The organism is Mycobacterium sp. 012931, from assembly GCF_000419295.1.
In the GTDB taxonomy this organism is placed as follows: domain Bacteria; phylum Actinomycetota; class Actinomycetes; order Mycobacteriales; family Mycobacteriaceae; genus Mycobacterium; species Mycobacterium marinum.
Genome location: NZ_AOPX01000001.1, coordinates 4143891 through 4170800 on the forward strand (window position 1 = coordinate 4143891; position 26910 = coordinate 4170800).

Below are 26910 nucleotides of genomic sequence, written 5' to 3' on the forward strand. Positions count from 1 at the left end.
TGCCGCAGGGTCGATTCACAGTAATTTCCCCGCCAGAACGGCACTGTCTGTAACGCCGCTGTGGCCGGCAGGATATTTTCACTGTGCTTATCCGAGCTTTTCCTGACAGGCCCGATGGGTACTCCAGATCGAGGCCTGCAACCACCTGCAATCCCACACTAGGGTGGGGTTGATCAGTTTGATGACCCTGAGAACTGAGGACTGTATTTGTGACCACTCTCGAAGAGATCTCTGCGCTCACCCAACCGCGCCATCCCGACGACTGGACCGAGATCGATTCGGCTGCGGTTGACACGGCCCGAGTGCTGGCAGCCGACGCCGTGCAAAAGGTCGGCAATGGACACCCGGGAACGGCGATGAGCCTGGCCCCGCTGGCCTACACGTTGTTTCAGCGCGCGATGCGCCACGACCCCAGCGACACCACTTGGTTGGGCCGGGACCGGTTCGTCCTGTCCTGCGGACACAGCAGCCTGACCCTCTACATACAGCTCTACCTGGGCGGCTTCGGGCTTGAATTGTCCGACATCGAGTCGCTGCGCACCTGGGGGTCCAAGACTCCCGGGCATCCCGAGTTCCGCCACACCGCCGGGGTGGAGATCACCACGGGTCCGCTGGGCCAGGGCCTGGCTTCAGCGGTGGGCATGGCCATGGCGGCACGCTATGAGCGTGGCCTGTTCGACCCCGACGCCAAACCCGGAACCAGCCCCTTCGACCATCACATTTACGTGATCGCCTCCGACGGTGACATCGAAGAGGGAGTCACCTCCGAGGCGTCGTCTCTTGCGGCCGTTCAACAGCTGGGCAACCTCATCGTCTTCTACGACCACAACAAGATCTCGATCGAGGACGACACCAACATCGCGCTGTGCGAAGACACCGCTGCTCGCTACCGCGCCTACGGCTGGCACGTGCAAGAGGTGGAGGGCGGCGAGAACGTCACCGGCATCGAGGAGGCGATCGCCAACGCGAAGGCGGTCACCGATCGGCCCTCGTTCATCTCGCTGCGCACCATCATCGGCTACCCGGCGCCGAACATGATGAACACGGGCAAGGTGCATGGTGCGGCGCTTGGTGACGAGGAAGTGGCGGCCGTCAAGACAGTCCTCGGATTCGATCCCAACAAGGCGTTCGAAGTGCGCGAAGACGTCATCACGCACACCCGCGGGTTGGTGGCGCGCGGCAAGGAGGCGCACGAAAGCTGGCAGGCCGACTTTGAGGCCTGGGCGCAGCGGGAACCGCAGCGCAAGGCCTTGCTGGACCGTCTGACGGCCCAGCAGCTGCCCGACGGCTGGGATGCCGACATGCCGCGCTGGGAGCCCGGTTCCAAAGCACTGGCCACGCGGGCAGCGTCCGGACAGGTGCTGGCCGCGATCGGCCCCAAACTCCCCGAGTTGTGGGGCGGTTCGGCTGACCTTGCCGGCAGCAACAACACCACCATCAAGGGCGCGGACTCATTCGGCCCGCCAGCGATCTCTACCGATGACTACACCGCGCACTGGTACGGCCGCACGCTGCACTTCGGTGTTCGCGAGCACGCGGTGGGCGCCATCCTCTCCGGGATCGCGCTGCACGGACCCACCCGCGCCTACGGTGGCACGTTCCTGCAGTTCTCCGATTACATGCGCCCGGCAGTGCGGCTGGCGGCACTGATGGACATCGACCCCATTTACGTCTGGACCCACGATTCGATCGGACTGGGTGAAGACGGCCCGACCCACCAGCCGATCGAGCACCTTTCGGCGTTGCGCGCGATCCCCCGGCTCGCGGTGGTGCGCCCGGCCGACGCCAATGAGACGGCGTACGCCTGGAGCACGATCCTGGCCCGGGGCGCCACCAGCGGTCCGGTCGGGCTGATCCTGACCCGGCAGGGTGTGCCGGTGCTAGCGGGCACCAACGCCGAGGGCGTTGCCCGCGGTGGCTACGTGCTCAGCGATGGCGCCGATGGTGACTCGTCCGAAGACCCCGACGTCGTTTTGATCGCCACCGGTTCCGAGGTGCAGCTTGCGGTCGAAGCACGGAAGTTGTTGGCGGATAACGACATCATCGCGCGAGTGGTATCGATGCCGTGCGTGGAGTGGTTTGAGTCCCAGCCTGAGGAATACCGCGACAGCGTGTTGCCGCCGTCGGTTTCGGCCCGGGTGGCCGTCGAGGCCGGCATCGCACAGTGCTGGCACAAGCTGGTCGGTGACACCGGCAAGATCGTTTCGATCGAGCACTACGGAGAGTCCGCCGACTACAAGACATTGTTCCGCGAGTACGGCTTTACCGCCGAAGCTGTTGCCGCTGCCGCGGAACGAGCATTGGAAAATTGAGAAAGGGTGGTTCAGATGGCCAGTCAGAACCCAAACCTCGCCGCACTCAGTGCCGCGGGCGTATCAGTGTGGCTCGATGACTTGTCCCGCGACCGGTTGCGCTCAGGCAACCTGCAAGAGCTGATCGACACCAAGAGTGTCGTCGGCGTGACCACCAACCCGTCCATCTTCCAGAAGGCGTTGTCGGAAGGCCACGACTACGACGCCCAGGTTGCCGACCTCGCCGAACGCGGCGCCCATGTCGACGCCACCATCCGCACCGTCACCACCGACGACGTGCGCAACGCCTGCGATGTGCTGGCCCCCCGGTGGGAGGCCTCCGGGGGGGTCGACGGGCGGGTGTCGATCGAGGTCGACCCGCGGCTGGCGCACGAGACCGACAAGACAATCCAGCAGGCTGTCGAGCTGTGGAAGATTGTCGACCGGCCCAACTTGCTCATCAAGATCCCGGCGACCAAGGCCGGCTTGCCGGCTATTGCCGCCGTTCTGGCCGAAGGTATCTCGGTCAACGTCACGCTCATCTTCTCCGTCGACCGCCACCGCGGGGTGATGGATGCCTACTTGACCGGTATGGAGAAGGCCGCCCAAGCCGGACACGATCTATCCAAGATTCATTCGGTGGCATCGTTTTTCGTCTCCCGCGTGGATACCGAAATCGATAACCGACTGGAACAGATCGGCTCCGCGGAGGCTCTCGCGTTGCGCGGTCAGGCCGGTGTCGCCAACGCCCGACTCGCCTACGCGGCCTATCAAGAGGTGTTCGAAGGCGATGCGCGCTACCAAGCGCTCAAGGAACGTGGTGCCCGGGTGCAGCGCCCCCTGTGGGCGTCCACGGGCGTGAAGAACCCCGACTACTCCGACACCCTCTACGTCACCGAGTTGGTTGCACCGCACACGGTCAACACGATGCCGGAGAAGACCCTCGACGCTGTCGCCGATCACGGTGTGGTCAAGGGAGACTCGATCACTGGCACTTCCGGCGATGCCCAACAGGTATTCGACAAGCTCGAGGCGATCGGCATCGATCTGTCCGACGTGTTTGACGTGCTGGAGAGCGAAGGCGTGGAGAAGTTCGAGGCGTCGTGGAAAGAGCTGCTTGATGCAACGCAGGCGCAGCTCGACGCGCTCGCCAAATGAGCTCGCCTCACTCTGAGTCCGGGGTCGCGCAGTGGCAGAACCCATTGCGCGACAAGCTGGATAAGCGTCTGCCTCGCATCGCCGGTTCTTGCGGCATGGTGATTTTCGGTGTTACCGGCGACCTGGCCCGCAAGAAGGTGATGCCGGCCATCTACGATCTGGCCAACCGCGGGCTGCTACCACCTACGTTTGCACTGGTCGGCTTCGCCCGCCGGGACTGGGATACCGAAGATTTCGGCCAGGTGGTCTACCAAGCGGTCAAGGAGCACTGCCGAACCCCGTTCCGGCAGGCGAACTGGGACCGGCTGGCCGAGGGATTCCGTTTCTTCTCAGGATCTTTCGACGACGACGAAGCGTTCGGCCGGTTGGCCGAGACATTGGAGAAGCTCGACACCGAGCGCGGCACCGGCGGCAATCATGCCTTTTACCTCGCGATTCCGCCCAAGTCCTTTCCCGTGGTCTGCGGCCAACTGCACAAATCCGGGCTGGCGCGCCCGCAGGGCGACAGGTGGAGCCGGGTCGTCATCGAAAAGCCGTTCGGCCACGATCTGCAAAGCGCGCGCGACCTGAACAGGGCGGTCAATGCGGTGTTCCCGGAGGAATCGGTCTTCCGCATCGACCACTACCTGGGCAAGGAGACGGTTCAGAACATCTTGGCGCTGCGGTTCGCCAACCAGCTGTTTGATCCGATCTGGAACGCGCACTACGTCGACCACGTGCAAATCACCATGGCCGAGGACATCGGACTGGGCGGACGCGCCGGTTATTACGACGGCATCGGCGCGGCCCGCGATGTCATTCAGAACCACCTGATGCAGTTGTTGGCGCTGACCGCAATGGAAGAACCGGTCAGCTTCAATCCGACCGCCCTGCAGACCGAGAAAATCAAGGTGCTCTCCGCCACTCAACTTGCCGAGCCGCTCGACGAGACCACCAGCCGCGGCCAGTACACGGCCGGTTGGCAGGGCGGCGAGAAAGTGGTCGGTTTGCTCGACGAGGAGGGGTTTTCCAAGACCTCGACCACCGAGACCTTCGCGGCCATCACGCTCGAGGTGAACAGTCGCCGCTGGGCCGGCGTTCCGTTCTATCTTCGCACCGGAAAACGGCTGGGCCGCAGGGTAACCGAGATCGCACTGGTGTTCAAGCGGGCTCCGCACCTTCCGTTCGATGCCACCATGACCGATGAGTTGGGCACCAACGCGCTGGTGATCCGCGTTCAGCCGGATGAGGGAATGACGCTGCGGTTCGGTTCGAAGGTGCCGGGCAGCGCGATGGAAGTCCGCGACGTCAACATGGACTTCTCGTATGGCTCAGCGTTCGCCGAGGACTCGCCGGAGGCCTATGAACGGTTGATCCTTGATGTGCTGCTCGGCGAACCGTCCCTTTTCCCGGTCAACGCGGAAGTCGAATTGGCTTGGGAGATCCTGGATCCGGCGCTGGATAATTGGGCGTCCAGCGGCAAGCCCGACCCCTACGAAGCCGGCACCTGGGGCCCGGAATCGGCATTCGAGATGCTGCGACGCACCGGCCGGGAATGGCGACGGCCGTGATCCCCGCCAGCGACGATGCAGAGCGAAGCGATGAGAAGGAGCGGCGCAGATGATCGTCGACCTGCCCGACACCACCACCACCGCGGTCAACAAGAAGCTCGATGAGCTTCGCGAAAAGATCGGTGCCGTCACGATGGGGCGGGTCTTGACGCTGATCATCGTGCCGGACAGCGAGACCATGGTCGAAGAGTCCATCGACGCGGCCAACGATGCCAGCCATGAACATCCCAGTCGCATCATCGTGACGATGAGGGGCGACCCATACGCCGACGAACCGCGTCTGGACGCACAATTGCGCGCGGGTGGGGACGCCGGGTCCGGCGAGGTCGTGGTGCTGCGGCTATCCGGGCCGCTGGCCGGCCATGCCGAAAGCGTCGTCACCCCGTTCCTGCTGCCCGACATCCCGGTGGTTGCCTGGTGGCCTGACATCGCCCCGGCCGTGCCTGCGCAAGATCCACTGGGCAAGTTGGCGATTCGGCGCATCACCGATGCGACCAACGGGATCGACCCACTGTCGGCGATCAAGAGCCGGTTGCCCGGATACACCGCGGGCGACACCGATCTGGCCTGGAGTCGGATCACCTATTGGCGGGCGCTGTTGACCTCGGCCGTCGATCAGCCGCCGCACGAGCCGATCGTGTCCGCGCTGGTTTCCGGATTGCGGACCGAGCCGGCGCTCGACATCCTGGCCGGCTGGCTGGCCAGCCGGATCGACGGTCCGGTGCGCCGCGCGGTGGGCGAGCTCCGAGTGGAGTTGGAGCGCCCCAGCGAAAACATCGTGCTCAGCCGGCCGCAAGAAGGGATCACCGCAACCCTGAGCCGCACCGCCAAGCCCGATGCCCTGGTTCCGTTGGCGCGCAGGGTCGTCGGGGAGTGTCTGGCCGAAGATCTGCGCCGGCTCGACGCCGACGAGATCTACTTCGCCGCCCTGGAGGGCATCAAGAAAGTGCAATACGTGTGAGCCTGGACGTCGAGATCTTCCCTGACAGCGACATGCTGATCGGAGCCGCTGGACAACGCCTGATCCAGACCATCGGCAGCGCGGTGGCCGAGCGTGGACAAGCCCTGATCGTGCTGACCGGCGGCGGCAACGGTATTGGGCTGCTGCGGTATCTGGGCAGTCAAGGCCCGCAGATCGACTGGTCCAAGGTTCATCTGTTCTGGGGCGACGACCGCTACGTTCCCGAGGATGACGACGAGCGCAACGACAAGCAGGCGCGCGAGGCATTGCTCGATCACGTTGACATACCGGCGAGCCAGGTGCACCCGATGGCCGCCAGCGACGGCGAGTTCGGCGCCGACCTGGACGCCGCGGCCCTGGCCTACGAACAGGTACTGGCGGCCAGTGCAGTCCCCGGAAACCGGGCGCCGGACTTCGATGTGCACCTTTTGGGCATGGGGCCAGAGGGCCATATCAATTCGCTTTTCCCGGGCACTCAGGCCGTGCGTGAGACCACCCGTCTGGTGGTCCCGGTCGGCGACTCCCCCAAACCACCGCCACAACGAATCACCCTGACGCTTCCGGCAATTCAGCGTTCACGCGAAGTCTGGTTGATGGTTTCCGGTGGGACCAAAGCGGAGGCGGTGGCCGCTGCCATCGGCGGTGCGGACCCGGTGTTGTTGCCGGCGGCGGGTGCCATCGGGCGCGAAAGCACGCGCTGGCTGCTGGACCGCGATGCCGCGGCCAGGCTGCCTGGCTGACATCAGGGCTGTCGCCGCACGGTGAGTTATCCCTTGTCAAGGGGTGATAATGACCGTTATGGCAGATAGAGGCGGCCGCCCGACGCCAGCTCGACAGCGGATGAAGACCCTGACCCAGGCGGCGTTGAACGCCGACAAGACGGTGGAACAGGTCGAAGACGTACTCGACGGATTGGGTAAGACCATGAACGAGCTGAACAGCTCGTTGTCGGCCCTCAACGCCACGGTCGAACGCCTGGAGGGCGGCCTGGATCACCTGGAGGGCACGCTGTCCAGCCTGGACGAGCTGGCCAAGCGCCTCATCGTGCTGGTGGAACCGGTGGAGGCCATCGTCGATCGGATCGACTACATCGTCAGCCTGGGGGAAACGGTGATGTCCCCGCTGTCGATCACCGAGCACACCGTTCGTGGATTCCTGGACAAGCTGCGGAATAGAACAGCGTACTAGAACGCCCGTCCAGGTTTGGGCCGTTCCGGCAAATTAGTGCGGACCGGTCACGACAATTCGGCATTTGGCCCGGAAAAACCGCATACACTGCGGCGATGTCGGCAGTACTAGTGGTGGCCCCGGAGGCGTTGAGCGCGGCGGCAGCGAACATAGCGGGAATCGGTTCGTCACTGGGTGCGGCCAATGCGGCCGCGGTGACCCCGACCACCACGGTGCTGGCCGCTGGCACCGACGAGGTCTCGGGGGCCATCGCAACCCTGTTCTGCGGCTACGCCCGCGACTACCAAAACCTCAGCACCCAGCTGGCCGACTTTCACCAGCAGTTCCTGCAGGCCCTGACCGGAAGCGCAAACTCCTACACGGCCGCCGAAGCCGCCAACACCAACCCATTACAAGCCCTCGAACAGCAACTACTCGCCGCGATCAACGCACCCACCCAAACCCTGCTGGGCCGCCCCCTGATCGGCAACGGCGCCAACGGGGCGCCCGGCCAAAACGGCGCCGACGGCGGACTGCTGTGGGGCAACGGCGGCACCGGCGGCACCGGCGACGCCACCCACCCGGCCGGCGGCAACGGCGGCAACGCCGGACTGATCGGCAACTTTTCGGCAGTGGCGGCGCCGGCGGGGACGGCGGTGCCGGCGCTGGCGGCACCAGCCCTGGGGGCCAAAGCGCCGGCGCGGGTGGCAACGGCGGCAGCGGCGGTGCAACGGGGCTGTGCGGCACTGGCGGCGCCGGCGGCAAAGGCGGGTCGTCAGGCGCTACCGCTAGCCTCGGCGGGATCGGGGGCAGCGGCGGCGCCGGTGGTGACGGCGGGTGGATGTACGGCGACGGTGGGGCGGGCGGCGCTGGCGGCAAAGGCGGCACGGGCGGTCAGGGCTTGGGCATCGGCGGCATCGGCGGCATCGGCGGCGACGGCGGCGGCGGGGGCGATGGAGGCGCGGGCGGCAATGGCGGCTGGGTGGTCGGCAACGGCGGCATTGCCGGCGCGGGCGGCCACGGCGGCACTGCGGGCTCCGGCGGCCAGTCCAGCGGCAACGCCGACGGCGGTGACGGCGGCAACGGCGGAGCCGGCGGCACCGGCGGACGGCTGCTCGGCAGTGCCGGTGACGGCGGCGGCGGCGGAGATGGCGGCTTGTCCGTTGGCCCCCACAGCGGCCGCGGCGCGGGTGGCGGTGGCGGTGGCGGCGGTAGCGCGCTGCTGATCGGGAACGGGGGCAATGGCGGGGCCGGTGGCACCGGCTTACCGGAGGGAACCGGCGGCAACGGCGGCACCGGCGGACTGCTCTTCGGCACACCCGGGATGCACGGGTAGCCGTCCAGGGCGGCCAGCCGCGATCAGCCGCTGTTTCTTAGCGCGCTGGCCAGCCCGTTCATCGTCAGCAGAATGCCGCGCAGCACGGATTCGTCGTCCTCACCGCTGCGGTAACGGCGGAGCAGTTCGACTTGAAGGTGGTTGAGCGGTTCCAAGTAGGGGAACCGGTTGAACACCGAGCGCGCCAGGGCCGGGTTGTCGGCAAGTAGGTCGTCTTGTCCGGTGATTCGCTTGTACATGGCGATGGTGCGGTGGTGCTCGTCGGCGATTTTGTCGAACACCCGGCGCCGCAGCGTTTCGTCGGCCACCAGTTCGGAGTAGCGGGCCGCCAGTTCCAGGTCGCTCTTGGCCATCACCTGCGCCATGTTGGACAGCACGCTGCGGAAAAACGGCCACCGCTGATACAGGTCGTGCAGCACCTGCAGCCGGTCGGCCTCACTTTCGGGACCCGCCGCTAGCCATTGCTCGAATGCCGAGCCAGTGCCGTACCAGCCGGGAAGCATCACCCGCGACTGGCTCCAAGCCAGCACCCACGGGATGGCCCGCAGGTCGGCGATGGAAGCGGTGGGTTTGCGCGAGGTCGGCCGGCTGCCGATGTTCAGCGCCCCGATTTCGCTGACTGGGGTGGAAGCCTTGAAGTACTCGACGAAACCCGGTGTCTCGTGCACCAATTCGGCGTAGGCACGTTGCGCCAATGCCGCCACCTCGTCGAGCACCGCATAGGCCGGCGCCGCCGTATCGCCCAACCCCTCGACGTCCAGCAGCGTCGACTCCAGGGTGGCGGCCAGCAGGCTCTCCAGATTGCGTCGGGCCATCTGCGGTTCGGCGTACTTGGCGGCGATCACTTCACCCTGTTCGGTGAGCCGCAACGATCCGCTTACCGCACCCGGCGGCTGCGCCAGGATGGCCTGGTAGCTGGGTCCGCCACCGCGGCCGACCGTGCCGCCACGGCCATGGAAGAGCCGCAGCCGGATTCCGGTCTTGCGCGCCGTCTCCACCAGCGCGAGTTCGGCTCGATACACCGCCCAGTTGGCGGCCAGATACCCGCCGTCCTTGTTCGAGTCCGAGTAGCCGAGCATCACCTCCTGGCAACCACCCCGGGCCGTCACCAAAGCGCGATAGAGCGGAAGATCCAACATCGCTTGCAGAATGGCCGCCCCGTTGTGCAGGTCCTCGATCGTCTCGAACAGCGGCGAGATACCCACCGGGCAATAGGGTTCCGACTCGGAAGCGTCCAGTAGGCCGACCTCTTTGAGCAGGACCGCGGCTTCCAGCATGTCCGATACCGACCGGCACATCGAGATGATGTAGTTGGGCACCGCGGCGGGACCAAAGGTCCAGACGGCGTGGGCGGCGGCCGCCAGAACGCCCAGTTCGCTGCGAGCCAAATCGGAAAGCTGCGCGCCATCGCGGATCAGCGGCCGGCGGGTGCTCAGTTCGGCCGCCAACAGCTCGACCCGCTCCGCTTCGGCCAGCGAGGTGTAGTCCGGGTGCACGCCCGCCCACGCGAGCAGCTCTCCGACCACCTGCTCGTGGACGTCGGAGTTCTGTCGCATGTCCAGGCCGGAGAGATGAAATCCGAAGACCCGCACCGCTTCACGCAGCCGGGCCAGCCGGTCGTCGGCCAACAACCCGGCGCCGTGGTTATGCAGTGAGGCATCGATGGTGTCCAGATCGGCCCGCAGTTCGGCCGCGGTGGCATATGGCGGCAAGCCCAACTCCAGCGTGTGCTGCGGTTGCTGGTCCAGGATTTCGGCCGCGGTGGCGCTGAGCCGGCCGCGCACGACCTGCAAGGCGCGCCGGTACGGCTCGTCGGGGCGGGCACCCGCCGGACAGGCATCGGCCAGCGTGGCCAATTCGGGGGTGACGGTGATCAGTCGCGCCGACATCGAAAGCTCCTGCGCAAGTGCCGTCAGTTCGGCCAGGTAGTGCGCCAGCGCGGTGAAAGCGGCACTGCCGGTGGCCAGCCGAACCACCTCGGCGGTGACGTTCGGGTTTCCGTCCCGGTCCCCGCCGATCCACGAGCCCGGCCGCAAAATGGGTTCGGAAAGCAGGTCGGCATCGGGCCAGCGGGCTCGCAACGCATCCCGCACCTCGGCATTCACCTGCGGAATCACCTCGAAGAGCGCCGCCGGGTAGTACCGCAACCCGACCTCGATCTCGTCGGAGATCTGTAACCGAAACAGCCGGATCAGCGCGGTCTGCCACAACCTCAAGACCTGCCGACGCAATTCGACTTCGATGCCGCGCCCGTCGTCGGTTTCGGTGTGGCCTTCCGCGTGCAACCGCATCAACTGGGTGATCCGGTGCTGGGTCTCGAAAATGGTGCGCCGCCGGGTCTCGGTCGGATGGGCGGTGATGACCGGAGACACTAGTGCGCCCTTCAGCGCTTCGGCGATGGTTGCCGAATCCAACTGGGCCGCGTCAAGTTTCATGTACGTGGCGGCCAGACTGCTGTCCTGCGGCGGCTCACCGGCGGCGACGTGAATGCTGCGACGGCGCTCCCGGTGGATGTCTTCGGCCACATTGGCCAGCAACGCGAAGTGACTGAACGCACGGATGATCGGGATGGCGTGGTGGATGTCGATGCCCTCGAACATGCGCGCCATCTCGGCGCGGTCGATCTCGGAGTGCCGCACCCGAAAGGCCTCCACCCGCGCCCGCTCCACCAACTCGAAGACCTCGTCACCGTTTTGCTCACGGACGGTATCCCCGAGGATGGCGCCCAGCAGTCTGATGTCGGCTCGCATTGGTTCGGTAGCCTCGCGGCCAATCCGGGTCCGGTGGACGTCGCCAATGGGCTCGAGTGCGGTATCGGACACCTCAACCATGTGTCCCAGTATCAAGGACCAACTCGCCCGGCGCCTGTTGTCGATCGGTTGTTCGGTAGGCTGCTGGTCATGGAGTTGGCCCTGCAGATCACCTTGGTGATCACCAGTGTGCTGGTGGTGTTGCTGGTGCTGCTGCACCGCGCGAAGGGTGGCGGCCTGTCAACGCTGTTCGGCGGCGGTGTGCAGTCCTCGCTGTCCGGGTCCACCGTGGTGGAGAAGAATCTCGACCGGTTGACCCTGTTCATCACCGGGATCTGGCTGGTATCGATCGTCGGCGTGGCATTGCTGATCAAGTACCGCTGACGCGGCACACCTCGGTGAGCTATCCCCACCAACCGGCGCCGTACCCGCATGATCGCCCCCACATCAGGCTTATCCGCCCGCACCGCACGGCTACGTCCAGCCGAGCCCGGGTTCCGGCGGAATCGCGGTAACGACTCAGTACTTCCCGCTGGGGTTCATGTTGGCGCTGTTCAAGCCCAAGATTTTCATCAATGGCTTCGAGGTACCGGTTGCCGGTTGGGGTCGTACGGTCGTGCCCGTGCAACCGGGACGGCACCGGGTGCACGTGCATGTGCCCTACTGGTTGCCGTCGCAGATCGGGCCGGCGGACACCCTGGTGGATGTCTACCCTGGGCACTTGGCCGAATTGGAGTACAAGGCGCCGGTTTGGGGGTACAGCGCCGGGTCGCTGGGCACCCCGCCGCAAAGCTACAACGGCGTCGGAATCACCATCGCCGTGCTCACGATCGTCGCGGCCTTGGTGTTCGTACTGCCGATCATCGTGGCGTTGTTTCTGGCCTGACTCAGCGGACCCGCAGCACTGCAGCCGCTGCAGTCAGCTGGCGACAATCCGGATCAGGACGTCGCGGTTGATCCGAAGATGTTCGGAGATTAGCTGCGTCGAACGTTGCTCGTCGCGGTCGCGAAGCGCCTCATACATTGCTTTGTGCTCACCGAATGCCTTTGCCGCATCGGTCTTGTACTCGCCCTCGCTGGCCTCGAGAATGGCCAGCGCATAGAGCATCTCGGCCTCGATCGCCGCAAAAAAGCGATCCACGCGCGGGCTGTCGAGGAGGCCGATGATTGCCGCGTGGAAGTCAAGGTCAGACTTGACGATCAGCCCGGAATCGGTCCCCCGCGAGGCCTGCTCCAGCCGGCCAAGCGCCTCGGCCAGGCGGTGGAATCGGTACCCGGAATCCACCTCGCCTGCCCTACACCACCGTTTTGCGGCATCGAGTTCGAGGACCTCGCGCGACCGGTACATATCGGTGATGTCTTCAGCACTGAAGTCGACCACGGTCGAGCCCTTGTGCCGCTGATGGCGAACCAGCCCGTTGGACTCCAATACCCGAAGCGCATCTCGAACCGTGCGACGAGACACCTGATACCGGTCGGCAATCAATTCTTCGCGCAGCGGCGCACCGCGCTTTGCCTCGCCGGACAGGATCGACTCCTGGATCAGATCCGCGACCTGTTCGCCGATGGTGCCGCGCGCCGGTAACCGCCCGCACGTCTGATCTGGACTATCCGCCCTTGGGATCACCACCGCTTCTTCCTCGAGCATTCGTCGTTTCAAAACATTGTTACCACGACGGTTTACACCGCCAATGAGCACGCGCCCGGCGGCCGGCCGAAGTCTTCGGTTCGCGCTTACCGAGATCGGCGCGTATCGTCTACCGACGAATCGTGTTATTGTGATATTGGTGATCAATCTTTCCTCGCAAATCTACACACCTCTAGGTGGGAGGCCAAGCATGCAAGACGGTTCGACGCAGTTGATCAGACCGGTGCCATCGTGAGTCAGCCCACAGGCGAACCACGGCTGCGCCGGGCGTTGGGCGTGGCCGGGCTGGTTGCATTCGGCTTGGCCTACATCGACCCGCTCGCCATGTTCGACACATTCGGCGTCGTCAGCCAAACGACGCACGGCCACGTGCCTACCGCCTACGTCGTGACATTTGTTGCGATGCTGTTCACCGCCGCAAGCTACGCCGTGCTCGTCCACGCCTACCCCAGCGCCGGGAGCGCCTACACTTTCGCGCGCCGCTCCTTCGGCGGCAACGTCGGCTTTCTGACCGGCTGGGCATTGATGCTCGACTACCTGCTGTTGCCCCTGGTCAACTACCTATTGATCGGGATCTACCTCAACGCGCAGTTCCCCGCCGTCCCGGCGCCCGTCTTCTGCTTGGCCGCAATCGCCTTGGTCACCACCGTCAACATTGTCGGCGTCGTCATCATGAACCGCCTCAACTTCGCGCTCGTCGGTTTGCAGCTGGCGTTCGTCCTGGTCTTCATCACGGTGTCGCTGCTGTACCTGCGCGACCACCCGGACGCGTCGCTGCTACAGCCGCTCTACAGCGCCGGATTCCGCGGCGGAGACATCCTCGGCGGGGCGGCCGTCGTCGCCTTGAGCTTCGTTGGGTTCGACGCGGTGTCAACGATGGCTGAGGAGGCGCGCAACCCGCGCCGCACGGTTCCGCTGGCGATCATCCTCACGGTGCTCATCGGCGGTGCGACCTTCTTGTCAGTCTCCTACTGTGCCACCCTGGTCGAGCCGGACTACCGCGCAATCACCACGCCAAACTCGGCCGCATTGCAGATTGTCGTCTCCGCCGGCGGCCATTCGCTGCAAACATTTTTTATCATCGCCTACATGTGCGCCTGCAGCGCCGCCGCGCTGTCATCGCAAGTCAGCGTCACCCGCATCCTCTACGCCATGGGACGCGACGGTGTGTTGCCCCGTGCGGTGTTTGGCCGGATCAGCCGACGATTCCGCACCCCGATCGGAGCGGCGCTGGTCGTCTCGGCAGTCTCCACGCTGGCGCTGATCGCGGACCTCGAGACGATGGCGTCGATCGTCAGTTTCGGCGCATTGGCCGCCTTCACCCTGGTACATCTCGCGGTCACCAAACACTTCCTGATCGATCAGCGCCGGCGCGGCTGGCGAAGCTGGGCGCTGTACGCAGCTATGCCTGCCGTCGGTGTGGTCCTCACGGGCTGGCTTTGGACCAGCCTGTCCGTCGGTGCCTTTGCCATCGGGTTTGCCTGGCTCGGGATCGGAACCAGCTACCTGGCCGTACTGACGCGCGGATTTCGCAAGCCAGCACCGGCGGTGGATTTCGACGCCGACGCCGCGCCCATCCAGACCGAAATTGATCTCACCAAAGAAGGGACCCTGCAGTGAAACCCGTGAAAGCCCCGACGGGCTTCGACTTCTTCGCGCACCCGGAACTGCCGGGGCCGCCGGTCAACGAACGCGATGCCGAGAAGTTTGTCGTCGAGAACTACGAAATCAGCGCTTGCGCCAGGAGTCTGGGAAGCCAGCAGGACGCCAACTTCTTGATGACAGATCCCCACGGCAACACGGTCGGGGTGCTCAAGGTGGCCAACGCGGTGTTCAGCACCGAAGAGATCGACGCCCAGGTCGAAGCCGTTGAATGGGTGGCCGAACGCGACAGCGCACTACGACTCCCCCGCGCCATCCCGGACCGCCGGGGCCAGCGCCACGCTCCCATGTCGATCGGGCAGGAAATGCTGGGAGTGGCCCGCCTGCTGACCTTCCTACCGGGCGGCGCCATGTCGCAGTCCGGATACCTCGCACCGAAGATTCTCGCCGGGATGGGCAATGTGACGGGTCGTGTCAGCCGGGCGCTTGCCTCATTCGAGCATCCTGGGTTGGATCGCGTGCTGCAGTGGGATCCACGCTTCGCGAGCGAGTCCGTCGATGCCCTCATCGGGCATGTAGCCGAACCCGCGGAGGCTCACCGCCTAGCGGTCGCCACCGCCACGGCGGTCAACAGCCTGCAGCGCCTTGACCCACAACTGCCGCGACAGGCCGTTCATCTCGATATCGCCGACACCAACATGGTGGGGTCCCCGGGCAGCGACGGTCGCCGCCACCCCGATGGCGTCATCGACTTCGGCGACCTGACCAAGACCTGGGCGATCGCCGAGCTTGCCACCACCGTGGCCTCCTGCCTGTACCACGCGGGCGCCGAGCCGGCCACCATTCTTCCGGTCGTCGCCGCCTTCCACGCCATTCGTCCCCTCAGCGGCGACGAGATCGAAGCGCTGTGGCCCATGGTGATCGCGCGGGCTGCCGTGCTACTGGTCAGCGACCTGCAACAGATCGCCATCGACCCCGGCAACGAATACGCCGCCAACACCGTCCAACGCGAACGGGTCATCCTCGACCAGGCTCTGCTGGTGCCGGCCCCGGTGATGACCGGCCTCATCCGCGACCGGCTCGGCATCGCGCAACCGCAGCACCACCCGCTCCCCAAACCGCACCGACCGATCATCGATATCGACCCAAAGTCCATTGTGAGATTGGACTTTTCCGTGGAGTCCGACGCGGCGAACCGGGGCGCCTGGCTCGATGGCGCCCTCGCCCACGAGCTGGCAGACTCCGCACTTTCATCCAACGCACTCGCCGCAGCGACGCGCTACGCGGCCACCCGCGCGGATTACATCGCACCGTTGCACCCACGAAGCAGCCCCACCATCGCCACCGGCATCGATTTCTGGCTACGCGAAGACACGGAGCTCGTTGCCCCGTGGGCCGGGGACGTCGTCGCCAGCACCGGGGCCATCACCCTACGCACCGACTCCCATGAGCTGCAGCTCACCGGCGCAGAGCCGGTGCCGACTAGCGGCCAGCGGGTCCAAGCGGGCCAGCCCTGGGCCAAAGCCCCCTTTGGCCAACGCATTCACCTCGCGCTACGCCCGACCGACGCGCCCACCGCGCCCCACACGGTACGTCCCGAGTACGCACCTGGCTGGTTGGCCGTCACCGAAGATCCGGCCGCGCTGCTGGGCTTGGAGCCAGCCCCCTCTGATGGGCTCGACGTGCTGGAACGGCGCGCCGCCACATTCGCCGAAGTGCAGGAGCACTATTACGACGACCCGCCTCAGATCGAACGAGGCTGGCGGCACTACTTGCTGTCCACGGCGGGGCGAAGCTATCTGGACATGGTCAACAACGTCACCGTTCTGGGACATGCCCACCCAGGTGTGGCCGCGGCGGCGGCGCGCCAACTGGAGCGGCTCAACACCAACTCGCGATTCAACTACGCGGTGGTGGTCGAGTTCTGCGAACGACTTACCCAGCTGCTGCCGGATCCCCTCGACACCGTATTCCTGGTCAACTCCGGTTCGAAGGCCGGCGACCTCGCATTGCGGCTGGCGATGGCGGCCACCGGCCGGCGCGATGTCGTCGCGGTCGGCGAGGCGTATCACGGCTGGACCTACGCCACCGACGCGGTATCCACGTCGACCGCGGACAACCCCAACGCGTTGAACACCCGCCCGGACTGGGTGCACACCGTGGAGTCCCCGAACAGTTTCCGCGGAAAGTACCGCGGTGCCGGGGCGTCCCAGTACGCCCACGACGCCGTCGCCGCCATCGAGGACCTGGTGCAGTCGGGCCGTGCGCCCGCGGCATTTATCGCCGAAACCGTCTATGGCAGCGCCGGAGGGATGGCACTTCCCGATGGATATCTGGACGCGGTATACACCGCCATTCGTGCCGCGGGCGGCCTGACCATCGCCGATGAGGTCCAGGTCGGGTACGGCAGGCTCGGCAAGTGGTTCTGGGGATTCGAGCAACAAGGCGTTGTGCCCGATATCGTGGCGATCGCCAAAGCGACGGGCAACGGTCATCCCGTCGGCGCCGTCATCACCAGCAAGGCCATCGCGCAGCGATTCCGTTCGCAGGGCTACTTCTTCTCGTCCACGGGTGGCAGCCCGCTGTCGAGCGCAATCGGGATCGCGGTACTCGACGCCCTGAAAAGCGAACGGCTACAACACTATGCCCTGGCCGTCGGCAGTCACCTGATCGCCCGGATACGCAAGCTGGCCACCAAACACCCGCTGATCGGTACCGTCCACGGTTTCGGCCTCTACATCGGCGTCGAGATGGTCCGCGACCGCAAGACACTGGAGCCAGCGGCCGAAGAGACCGCTGCCATCTGCGACCGGATGCTCGAACTCGGAGTCATCATCCAACCAACCGGCGAGCGGATGAACATTCTGAAGACCAAGCCACCGCTGTGCATCGACATGACCGCGGCGGACTACTTCGCCGATACGCTGGACCGAGTGCTCACCGAGGGTTGGTGAGCACTCGGTGAGCACTCGCGGGACCGCTCGCCGTGACTGCCCGGTTACGGCAGCGGTCCCCCGGCGGCGATGGCCGCCAGCGTCGCAAACTGTTCACCGTCCAACGACGCGCCACCCACCAGGCCACCGTCGACGTCCGCCTGCGCGATCAGTTCGCCGATGTTCTTCGCGTTGACCGAGCCGCCGTAGAGCACCCGAACCGCGTCGGCGATCTGCGGCGAGGCCAGCGAACCAAGCTCGCTGCGGATTGCCGCACAGACTTCCTGGGCGTCGGCTGCGCCGGCTACCCGCCCGGTGCCGATCGCCCAGAGCGGCTCGTAGGCGATGACCACCTTGCTGATCTGCTCTGCTGAAAGCCCGGACAGCGAACCGCGCAGTTGTTCGACGTTGTGCGCCACGTGATTTCCCGCCTCACGCACATCGAGGTGCTCGCCGGTGCAGACGATCGGAGTCAGGTCGTGCTTGAGCGCCGCGGCAGCCTTGGCGGCCACTAGAGCGTCGTCCTCGTTGTGGTAGGTGCGCCGTTCCGAATGCCCCACGACGACGAAGCTGCAGCCCAGTTTGGCCAGAAATGCCCCACTGATGTCACCGGTATAGGCACCGGAGTCGTGCTGGGACAGGTCTTGACCGCCATAGGTCAGGCGCAGCTTGTCACCGTCGACCAAGGTCTGTACACTGCGCAAGTCGGTGAACGGCGGAATGACCGTCACATCGACTTTGTCGTAGTACTTGTCCGGCAACGAGAATGCGATCTTCTGCACCAGAGCGATCGCCTCGAAGTGATTGAGGTTCATCTTCCAGTTGCCGGCGATCAACGGCTTGCGGCTCATGCGGGTCCTCCGCCCTCGGTTTGGCCGGGCTGGGGTCTACCGAGCACCTCGATGCCGGGCAGCGTCTTGCCCTCCAGGTATTCCAGCGACGCGCCGCCGCCGGTGGAAATGTGCGAGAACGATCCCTCCGAAATGCCAAGCGCGCGAACCGCGGCGGCGGAGTCACCGCCGCCGACCACGCTGAACGCACCCTTGCCGGTCGCCGCGACAATCGCCTCGGCGATGCCCCTGGTGCCCGTCGCGTACGCCGGGAATTCGAATACGCCCATCGGGCCATTCCAGAAGATGGTCTTGGCGTTGGACAGCAGCGCGGCGAACCTCTTGACCGATCCCGGCCCGATATCCAAGCCCATCGTGTCGGCCGGGATCGCATCCGCGGCAACGGTTTGAGGTGGTGAATCGGCGGCGAACTTCTCGGTCACCACCACGTCGACGGGTAGCCGCAGCACATCGTGGTAGGTGTCGAGCAGCCTTCGACAGGTGTCGATCATCTCTTTTTCCAGCAGCGACGTGCCGACCGAGTAACCTTGGGCGGCAAGGAATGTGAAACACATTCCGCCGCCGATCACGATGCTGTCGGCCTTGGTTGCCAGCGACTCGATGACACCGAGCTTGTCGGATACCTTCGACCCGCCCAGCACCACCGCGTACGGCCGCTCGGTCGAACTGGTCAACTGCTCGAGCACGCGGATTTCATCAGCCACCAGCCTGCCGACATAGTGCGGCAGCAACGTGGCGACGTCATACACCGAAGCTTGCTTGCGGTGCACCACGCCAAAGCCATCCAAGACGAAAGCACCTCCCGGGCTGACCAGTTCGGCGAGCTGCTTGGCGAAAGCGAGGCGCTCGCCGTCGTCCTTGCTGGTTTCGCGCTTGTCGAAGCGGATGTTCTCCAGCAGCAGGACGTCGCCGTCGGTCAGCCCTTCGGCACGAGCGAGCGCATCGGTGCCGACGATGTCTCCGGCCAACTGCACGTGCCGGCCCAGTTGCTCGCCAAGAGCCGCGGCAACCGGCTCCAGAGACAGCTTCGGGTCGGGCCCATCCTTGGGACGACCCAAATGCGCTGCGACGACGACCTTGGCGCCGCCGTCGAGCAGCGCCTTCAACGTCGGTACCGACGCGGTGATACGGCCCGCGTCGGTAATGACACCGTTCTCGTCGAGCGGCACATTCAGATCGGAGCGCACCAGCACCCCGCGACCCGAAACACCTTCAGCGAGAAGGTCTTCAAGGGAATGGATGGTCACGGCTGCCGGAACCTAGAGGGACTTGCCGACCAGCGCGACCAGGTCGATGAGCCGGTTGGAGTAACCCCATTCGTTGTCGTACCAAGACACCACCTTGGCCTGGTCATCGATCACCTTGGTCAGCCCGGAATCGAAGATCGAGCTGTGCGGGTCGGTGACGATGTCGCTGGACACAATCGGGGCGTCGTAGTACTTCAGAATGCCCTTGAGTCTGCCCTCGGCCGCGGCTTTGAACGCCGCGTTGATCTCTTCGGCGGTCGCGGCCTTGGCCAATTCCGCGGTCAGGTCGGTCACCGAACCGGTCGGGATCGGCACCCGCAGCGCGTAACCGTCGAGCTTGCCCTTGAGCTCGGGCATCACCAGACCGATGGCTTTGGCGGCGCCGGTAGAAGTCGGCACGATGTTGAGCGCGGCGGCCCGGGCACGACGCAAGTCCTTGTGCGGCCCATCCTGCAGGTTCTGGTCCTGGGTGTAGGCGTGGATGGTGGTCATCAGGCCCTTGACGATGCCGAACTCGTCGTGCAGCACCTTGGCCAACGGCGCCAGGCAGTTCGTCGTGCACGACGCGTTGGAGATGATGTTCTGGCTGCCGTCGTACTTGTCGTCGTTGACCCCCAGCACGATGGTGAGGTCCGGGTCGGTCGCAGGCGCCGAGATGATCACCTTCTTCGCACCCGCGTCCAGGTGGCCCTTGGCCTTGGCAGCGTTGGTGAAAAGACCGGTGGACTCGACGACGACATCGACCCCCAGGTCGCCCCAGGGCATCGCCGCCGGGCCCTCCCGCACCTCGAGGGCCTTGATCTTCACACCGCCGACGACGATGGTGTCCTCGCCCTCGAGACTCACGTCCTGGGGCAACCGGCCCAGAATCGAGTCGAATTTGAGCAGGTGGGCCAGCGTCTGGTTGTCGGTGATGTCATTGACGGCGATCACCTCGATGTCCGCGCTGCCCTGCTGTTGTTGAGCCAATAAGGCCCGGTAAAAGTTGCGGCCGATTCGACCAAAGCCGTTGATACCTACCCGGACCGTCACTTGCCTCTCCCTGCCTTCCATGTCCGCCTAAAAGCACCTTGCCCGTCAGCCTAGATCAGTGACACGCGTCACCGCCCTGCCGGTAACAAATGCCAGAACTCTGCGGCCGCGAAAGCCCAGGCGCGGCGCGGCGGGTTCGCCGGCCCCGGCGGACAGGGCCGGAAGGGGATTCGAGGGGAAACGTCACCATTTGGAAACGGCGCGGTGCGGCGCGGCGCGTGTATCGCGGCGGCCGCTAACAATTGTGCCGGTCGGCTAGACACGAGTGCAGTAGGACCATGCGGTGTTACTGCACCAATTGATTGCAGAAGTACCGGGCGCGAATAAAGAGGAGTCGGCGTTGATGACGATCTTTGATCGGTTCAACTTCAAGGTAGTTGCCTGCGCTGGGCTGTGCGGAGCCGCTATTGCGTTGAGCCCACAAGCGGCAGCTGTCCCGCTGAAAACCGACGGCTACGCGTGCATCCAAGGGATGGCGGGCGAAGGCGGAGCACCGGCGGCGGGCGGTCCGGCTGCGGCGGGCGGTCCAGCTGCGGCCGGCGGTCCGGCAGCGGCCGGCGCGACATGCGCGGCCAGCGCTCCCATCAATGACATGGCTGGTGTTCCGATGGCGGTGCCAGGGCCCATTCCGGTGCTTCCGGCTGGTGCGCCACTGATCGATCTCGGTGGGGCCGCGGCGGCCGCACCGGTGCCGATCCCGGCCGCCGCACCGGTACCCATCCCGGCCGGCGCACCCGTGCCCATCCCGGCCGGCGCACCCATCCCCATCCCGGCCGGCGCACCCATCCCCATCCCGGCCGCCGCACCCATCCCCATCCCGGCCGCCGCACCCATCCCCATCACGGCCGCCGCACCGGTACCCATCCCGGCCGGCGCACCCATCCCCATCGCGGCCGGCGCACCGGTACCCATCCCGGCCGGCGTTCCGCTGATCGCGCTCGGGCCGGTGCCCGCGGGCGTTCCGGCGGCCGGAGCTCCCATCATCGATATGTCGGGAACCGGCAAGGACGGGCCAATCGGTCCGGCGCCGGCCGGCGGACCTGTGGCGGGTCAGCCGGTTCAGCCCGGCCCGTCGGGTGCGGGAGCCGGCTGAGACAGCCTCAGCGCCGCTTACGCAACCCCTGCAACGCCGATTCCGCGGCGTGGTAGCCACACAGTCCGTGGATTCCGGCGCCCGGCGGGGCGGATTGGGAACACAGATAGACACCGGGTACCCCGATCGCATACGGATCGAGGGCTATCCGCGGCCGGAAAATGACCTGGAGCCCGTCATTGGCCCCGCCGATGATGTCACCGCCGATGAAGTTGCGGTTGTAGGCCTGTATCTCGGCGGTCGACTTGCTGACGGTCGCGGTGATGCGATCGCGGAATCCGGGCGCGAATCGTTCTATCTGGTCGATGACGGCGGCAGTGGCGTCGCCGGCATAGCCGAACGGTACGTGTGCGTAGGCCCAGATCGGGTTGATGTTGCCCGCCGAACGCGACGGGTCGGCCAGGTATTGCTGCCCGATCAAGACGAACGGTCGTTGCACCATTCGACCTTGTGCGCGTTGGCGTTCGGTGTCCGCGATCTCGGCGAACGTGCCCCCGAGGTGGACGGTCCCGGCCCGCCGGCAGTCAGGATTGGTCCATGGAATGTCGCCTTCGATGGCGAAGTCGACCTTGAACGCCGACGATCCTTCCCGATAACGCCGGTAGGACCGCTTGATCCGCGCGGGCATCGCATCGCCGTACAGCGCCAGAACGTTGGCCGGGCTGAGGTCGAGCATGACGATGTCGGCATCGGGGATGTCACGGCGGCTGGTGACGGTTATCCCCGTGGCCACGACACCGCCGAGCGCGTCCAGGGCGGCTCCCAGTGCCGCGGTTATCGACCCGGAACCGCCTTGTGCGACGGGCCAGCCGTAGCGGTGGCCGCTGGCCAAGATCATCAACCCCAGCGACGCGGTCAGCGGCCGGTCCAGCCGGGTGTAGACGTGCGCGGCAGCGCCTCCGAACAGTGCGCGCGCCTGCTCGGTACGGAACCAGCGCGCCATCATGGTGGCGGGCAGCGCCGCCCGAGGCCCGAAGGCGGCCAGCCGAAGTGGGTGACGGGGAACGCCGAGCACCGGGCGGAGCAGGTCGCCCGCCAGTTCATCGAAACCGGCCGCCAGGTCCCCCACCGCACGGCGCCACCGTTTGCCGTCGGGCCCCATGCCCGCCGCCGTGCGTTCAATCGACTGGTGCAGCACCCCGGCCGTGCCGTCGTCGAGCGGATGTGCGCAGTCGACTTCGGGCCAATTCCACGTCAACCCGTAGCTTTGAAGGTCGATCTCATTCCAGAACGGTGAGCCGACACCCAGTGGGTGAAACGCTGAGCAGTGATCGTGGATCACCCCGGGCACGGTCAGCTCACCCGAACGCGCTCCCCCACCGATGGTGTCGTGCGCTTCAAGCACCTGCACCTCGACCCCGTGCCTGGCCAACTGGATCGCGGCGGCCAGGCCGTTGGGCCCGGCCCCGACAACGACTGCCTTGGTCATTGGGCGGCGCGTTGAGTCGTCACGTGTACCGGAAATTCGTCGCCGGGCTCGGGCCACGGCTGCGGGGCAAGCATGTCCTCGACTGTGACGTACCCGGCTTCGATCAATCCGGTCTTGGCGTCGACGATGCGGTACCACTGCTTTTGGATGTGGATCGGTTGACCTTCAAGGATGATGACGCGCAGGTCGCCGTCGGCGAAATTGCAGCGCCGCTGCACGGCCTGTACCAGCTGCTCATTGTGCAGGTGGCCCTCGCCGAAGTTCCAGCCGACCAACGGCCCGGCCACGATTTCGCCCTCACGGACCTTGTACTCGGCTTCGTTGCCGATCGCCCGGGGCAACAACCCGTTGAGCGCCCTGCCGTGGGTATGCATGGCCCGGAACGCGGCCGTCTTGTCGGCCATGATTTCGGCCGTGTTCGCGTCGTAGAGCTTGGCCAACTGGTTGACCACCAGCGCGGAGCTCTTGACGACGCTGGCCTCGATCTTTTCCTCGGCCCCGGCACGGAAACACCACACGCTGGTGGCCCAGTTACCCGCGTAGTAGCGCATCGCCGGCAGGAACGAAATCTTCTCCGGGAAAAGGTTTCTCGCTACCACCACGGCGACAGCGGCGAGCACGATCGCCAGCAGCAGCGGGGATCGAAGATCTATGGCGCGGATCGAGCCGTAGTGCCCGAACAGATAGAACAGCGAAAAGATGAAGAACACATTCCACTCCAGCGGGACTCCCATGGGGAGGTTGGAGAGGATGTTGAGGTGGAAGATCACCATGAACCCGATCAGGAACCAGCGCCACGGCTGGTCACCGGCGACGAGCACCAGAACCGCCGGAACCAGGAACTCCGCCGTGGTCCCACCCACGTGGGCCATGATTTTCGGCAGCCAGGACGGGCGCAGGTCGTTGACGTGGTCGCGGTAGAGCAGATGCTTGATCGGATTGAACAGCCTGCCGCGCAGTAGCGCGTTATTGCTGGTCATCACCGCGACGACGTACGGAAAATGGTGGTTGAGCTTGGACGTGGCCGCTCCCCACCACAGGCAGAGCATGATGATCTTGAACGCCGCGATCTGATCGGTGAACGGGAAGAAGAACACGAACAGCTTCAGCCAATAGTGTTCCCCGCGCGCGGCCAAAAAGACCGTCTTGTCACGCAGACCCAGTAGCGCCAGCGCGATGATCGTCGGTACCACCAGGATCGGGTCGATCAGGCCGACGTCACCGCTGGCTGTCACCTGTCCCGCATGGCCGGGAGAAAACAGTGCCCACCCCCCGCTGATCAGGACGATGGCGTAGAGCGTCACATCCACCACGGTGCGAGTGTCCCCGTCGGTGAAGGGCACCTTTGCCGGCCAGGGTGGCAGGCGAATTGTCTTGGGTCGCAGCCAATAAAGGAATCCGCCAACCGGCGGCATGAACCGCCCGGTCAACGGTCCGGACCCGCAACCAAATCCGAGGACCTCGAACAGCAGTGTGAAGATGATGACCTTCTGATACACGATTGGTTGCGTCCACCAGTCGGCGATATGCCCCAGCCCACCCAAACCCGGCGTCAGCGAGATGATCGCCGCGGGGGCGGCGACGTAGATCCCGATCTTGAGCAAATAGAGCAGGTACACCGCATACGGGGTCCCGAAGCCATGTTCGGCCCAGTGCCGAGTAACAACCTGCAGTCGCGTTGCACGTGGCAGGGTATGCCAGGTTTCGTGATCGACGTCTGGCAAGTCCGGTGACATGAATCCCATAGCGGCCTCATTCTCGGTGCGAAACCCTGCTGGTGTGTCCCTTGCGGTTCCAATCTATCGGCACCACGCGGCCGACGAATAGATGCTTTGAATCCCGCCGTGCCTTCTCCGTCCGGCCGCGACGAAAAGCACTAGCACACAATGTCTTCACGGCCTTCATGGCCTTCAGGTTGCTGCACCGACACGGCAACTATCAGGGAAAGTCACGACCGATGTAAGCGGAGACCCCGGCCGCGATCGGAATTGTCGCACCGAAAGTCAGCAGCATGGCGTTGGTGGCAGGGATGAGTTGCAGGTTTTGATTGAAGCCGCTGAGGTTGCCGGCCGCCAGATCCTTGATCGCGTTGATCGAATAGTAGGTATCGGCGGTCAGAATGACCCCCGGCCCTTCGATCAAGATCGGCAACACCTGCCGGCCAACGTAGATCGCGTTGAGCAGTTCGGAAGAAGCGCCGTGCCTGGCGGCCTCGGCGGAGAGGTCGGCACCATATTGGTAGATACCCGATGTGATGGCGGGATTTATCTGCCCGTTGATGACGCTGTCGAGTGTGCGATACAGATGATCGAGCGGCCCGGCTATCGCACCGCCGAGCTGCGGTGGAACCGCAATGGCGCTAGGAACACTCGCCGGCCAGCCGGGGATGGGCGGCGCATTGCTCCATATTTCCGGCAGCAACGGCGCGGCCGGCAGATCCGGTAGCGGCGGTAGCCCCATGCCGGCCAGGCCATTATCGATCCCCCGCACCGCGCCCTCTACGAACGCGCCCGCGACCACGTTGGGATTGACATTGGCGGGGAACAACGACGCGGGGGTGGGAACATCCGCGTATCCGGTTCGGTCGTAGCCCAGGGCTCCTGCGTTAACGCCGGAGCCCTGGGTCGTAGCCCAACTCAACGACGTCGCGCAGACCGGGCTCAATGCCATCGAGCACCGAATCGGGCACAATGCCGCGCAGTGGTTGCAACAAAGGCAAGTGCTCGTTCGGGATCAAGATATAGGTGGTGTTGACGTCCGGCGAGGACACCGGCAGCACCACGCCCGCCGCCACTTGATCAGGCGTGAGCCCGTAGTAGAGGCTGTGCGAATAGGAGATACCCAACAGCGCATTGACGTCCGCGACGACATTGAGCGGGTACTGCGGGAAATCGGCAAAGCCGTCATATTGGGTCGTGTAGACCGTCGTCGGGTACTCGGTGACCGGCGTCGCGCCATTGAATGTCAGACCCACTGATTGGATATACAGACCTGGAAAACGCGCCAGGATCCCGCCGTTCGGATTGTTCGGATTGCCGAGCAATACGAACGAGAGGTCCTCGGGGCTCGGCCTGCTGTCGATGGGCAGGCTCTGCAGATGCCGCATCTCCAGGGTCGCCACCGAAGCGCCCTGCGAAAAGCCGGCAACGACAACGCGATTCCCGTCGGCGAGTTGTTGCGTGATCGCGGCGTGCAAGTAGCTGGCTCCCGTAGCGGCCGATTCATCGAAGGTCAGGTTGGGAATCCCGGTGAACGGCTGGAACTGCGCGGGTGTCTGTACGCCGAAAAGCGAATCGCCAAAATAGTGCGGTGCGACGAACAGGTCGTAGACCTCCCGCATGAAGCGATACGACGGTCGCGGGGTTCCGGTGGAGCCCACGACCAAGACCGAGCACCCGCCGGACAGCAAGGCCGAACTCATCAGCGCGTCAACGCCGGACGCTCCCGCGGAGGCGGCGCCGGCCCCAGACCATGCCCTGCCCGGCGCCGTCAACCCGGTGAGTAACTCCTGCTGCACGTTGCGCAACAGCGCCGCGTTGCCGGTTTCCGCGTCCGCGTACCAACCCGCGGTCCGATCGAGGGCCTGCACCAATTGGTCGTGGTAGGTGGCCAGCTGGCCGCCCAGGAGCTGATATTCCTGGGCGTGGGTGCTCATCAACGCCGCGATCCCCGCCGATACCTCGTCAGCAGCCGCGGGAAGAAGCCGCGTGGTCAGGGCCGCGGCCGCCGCGTTGGCCGCCTCGATTGCCGATCCGATGCCCGTTAGTTGGGACGCCGCGGCGACCACCGTCTCCGGCGCGGTGACCACGAACGACATCCCACCCCCCTCCGCCGCCTGACCCAGGCAGCTCTGGCAAGGTCA

General features: G+C 65.4%; 18 protein-coding genes and 2 pseudogenes. 12 read left to right on the forward strand and 8 right to left on the reverse strand.

Features of this window, described 5'->3' with window-relative positions; genetic code table 11:
* Nucleotides 1–209 precede the first annotated feature (209 nt).
* The 7 genes and pseudogenes from tkt (at nucleotide 210) to MMSP_RS18190 (ending at nucleotide 8463) form a co-directional block, all read left to right on the forward strand.
* Entirely contained in the window at nucleotides 210–2312 is a 2103-nt protein-coding gene (tkt, locus tag MMSP_RS18160) for a transketolase (protein WP_020787811.1), read from the forward strand.
* A gap of 15 nt (nucleotides 2313–2327) precedes the next feature.
* Entirely contained in the window at nucleotides 2328–3449 is a 1122-nt protein-coding gene (gene tal, locus MMSP_RS18165; protein WP_036426697.1) for a transaldolase, read from the forward strand.
* Nucleotides 3446–4999 (forward strand): glucose-6-phosphate dehydrogenase, encoded by a 1554-nt coding sequence (gene zwf, locus MMSP_RS18170; RefSeq protein WP_036426699.1) that lies wholly within the window; start codon nucleotides 3446–3448, stop codon nucleotides 4997–4999. Before tal ends, zwf begins: the two co-directional genes overlap by 4 nt.
* A gap of 49 nt (nucleotides 5000–5048) precedes the next feature.
* Nucleotides 5049–5960, forward strand: coding sequence for a glucose-6-phosphate dehydrogenase assembly protein OpcA (gene opcA, locus MMSP_RS18175; protein ID WP_012394007.1), 912 nt, complete (start codon nucleotides 5049–5051; stop codon nucleotides 5958–5960).
* Complete coding sequence (gene pgl / locus MMSP_RS18180; RefSeq protein WP_011739931.1) at nucleotides 5957–6700, forward strand: 6-phosphogluconolactonase; 744 nt, start codon at nucleotides 5957–5959, stop codon at nucleotides 6698–6700. The genes opcA and pgl overlap by 4 nt, the downstream gene beginning before the upstream one ends.
* Nucleotides 6701–6749: 49 nt before the next feature.
* Nucleotides 6750–7148: a hypothetical protein gene (locus tag MMSP_RS18185; protein WP_011739930.1), complete on the forward strand. Its 399-nt coding sequence runs from the start codon at nucleotides 6750–6752 to the stop codon at nucleotides 7146–7148.
* Between the two features lie 95 nt (nucleotides 7149–7243).
* Nucleotides 7244–8463, forward strand: a pseudogene (locus MMSP_RS18190) (PE family protein).
* A 23-nt stretch (nucleotides 8464–8486) separates the two neighbouring features.
* Here the strand turns inward: MMSP_RS18190 and ppc are convergent.
* The gene (ppc, locus tag MMSP_RS18195) at nucleotides 8487–11294 is read right to left on the reverse strand and encodes a phosphoenolpyruvate carboxylase (RefSeq protein ID WP_036427397.1); all 2808 of its coding nucleotides are present in this window, start codon (nucleotides 11292–11294) and stop codon (nucleotides 8487–8489) included.
* A gap of 69 nt (nucleotides 11295–11363) precedes the next feature.
* On the opposite strand from ppc, the gene secG reads away from it, so the two are divergent.
* Nucleotides 11364–11597 carry a preprotein translocase subunit SecG gene (gene secG, locus MMSP_RS18200; protein WP_011739926.1) on the forward strand — a complete coding sequence of 78 codons (234 nt, stop codon included), beginning with the start codon at nucleotides 11364–11366 and terminating at the stop codon, nucleotides 11595–11597.
* Nucleotides 11598–11754: 157 nt separating this feature from the next.
* A complete protein-coding gene (locus tag MMSP_RS18205) occupies nucleotides 11755–12099 on the forward strand; it encodes a hypothetical protein (protein WP_011739925.1) in 345 nt (114 codons plus the stop codon).
* A gap of 33 nt (nucleotides 12100–12132) precedes the next feature.
* Here the strand turns inward: MMSP_RS18205 and MMSP_RS18210 are convergent, their stop codons facing one another.
* Complete coding sequence (locus MMSP_RS18210) at nucleotides 12133–12861, reverse strand: GntR family transcriptional regulator (RefSeq protein ID WP_020787817.1); 729 nt, start codon at nucleotides 12859–12861, stop codon at nucleotides 12133–12135.
* Nucleotides 12862–13092: 231 nt separating this feature from the next.
* On the opposite strand from MMSP_RS18210, the gene MMSP_RS18215 reads away from it, so the two are divergent.
* Together MMSP_RS18215 and MMSP_RS18220 are read left to right on the forward strand one after the other, a co-directional pair.
* Complete coding sequence (locus MMSP_RS18215) at nucleotides 13093–14481, forward strand: APC family permease (protein WP_012394002.1); 1389 nt, start codon at nucleotides 13093–13095, stop codon at nucleotides 14479–14481.
* Nucleotides 14478–17417, forward strand: a complete 2940-nt coding sequence (locus MMSP_RS18220) for an aminotransferase (protein WP_036426701.1) — start codon at nucleotides 14478–14480, stop codon at nucleotides 17415–17417. The genes MMSP_RS18215 and MMSP_RS18220 overlap by 4 nt, the downstream gene beginning before the upstream one ends.
* A gap of 44 nt (nucleotides 17418–17461) precedes the next feature.
* Here the strand turns inward: MMSP_RS18220 and tpiA are convergent, their stop codons facing one another.
* The 3 genes from tpiA to gap are packed head-to-tail and all read right to left on the reverse strand — an operon-like array spanning nucleotide 17462 to nucleotide 20526.
* Nucleotides 17462–18247 (reverse strand): triose-phosphate isomerase, encoded by a 786-nt coding sequence (gene tpiA / locus MMSP_RS18225; protein WP_020787819.1) that lies wholly within the window; start codon nucleotides 18245–18247, stop codon nucleotides 17462–17464.
* Nucleotides 18244–19494, reverse strand: a complete 1251-nt coding sequence (pgk, locus tag MMSP_RS18230) for a phosphoglycerate kinase (protein WP_020787820.1) — start codon at nucleotides 19492–19494, stop codon at nucleotides 18244–18246. The genes tpiA and pgk overlap by 4 nt, the downstream gene beginning before the upstream one ends.
* Before the next feature lie 12 nt (nucleotides 19495–19506).
* The gene (gene gap, locus MMSP_RS18235; protein ID WP_011739921.1) at nucleotides 19507–20526 is read right to left on the reverse strand and encodes a type I glyceraldehyde-3-phosphate dehydrogenase; all 1020 of its coding nucleotides are present in this window, start codon (nucleotides 20524–20526) and stop codon (nucleotides 19507–19509) included.
* 343 nt (nucleotides 20527–20869) lie between these two features.
* Between gap and MMSP_RS18240 the strand changes: the two genes are divergently transcribed.
* Nucleotides 20870–21619 carry a beta-xylosidase gene (locus MMSP_RS18240; RefSeq protein WP_188069322.1) on the forward strand — a complete coding sequence of 250 codons (750 nt, stop codon included), beginning with the start codon at nucleotides 20870–20872 and terminating at the stop codon, nucleotides 21617–21619.
* 7 nt (nucleotides 21620–21626) lie between these two features.
* On the opposite strand, the gene MMSP_RS18245 is transcribed toward MMSP_RS18240, so the two are convergent.
* The 3 genes and pseudogenes from MMSP_RS18245 to MMSP_RS18255 form a co-directional block, all read right to left on the reverse strand.
* Nucleotides 21627–23048 carry an NAD(P)/FAD-dependent oxidoreductase gene (locus MMSP_RS18245; protein ID WP_020787822.1) on the reverse strand — a complete coding sequence of 474 codons (1422 nt, stop codon included), beginning with the start codon at nucleotides 23046–23048 and terminating at the stop codon, nucleotides 21627–21629.
* Nucleotides 23045–24793, reverse strand: a complete 1749-nt coding sequence (locus MMSP_RS18250) for a DUF3556 domain-containing protein (protein ID WP_020787823.1) — start codon at nucleotides 24791–24793, stop codon at nucleotides 23045–23047. The genes MMSP_RS18245 and MMSP_RS18250 overlap by 4 nt, the downstream gene beginning before the upstream one ends.
* 193 nt (nucleotides 24794–24986) lie before the next feature.
* Nucleotides 24987–26865 (reverse strand): annotated as a pseudogene (locus tag MMSP_RS18255) (PE-PPE domain-containing protein).
* Nucleotides 26866–26910: the final 45 nt, after the last annotated feature.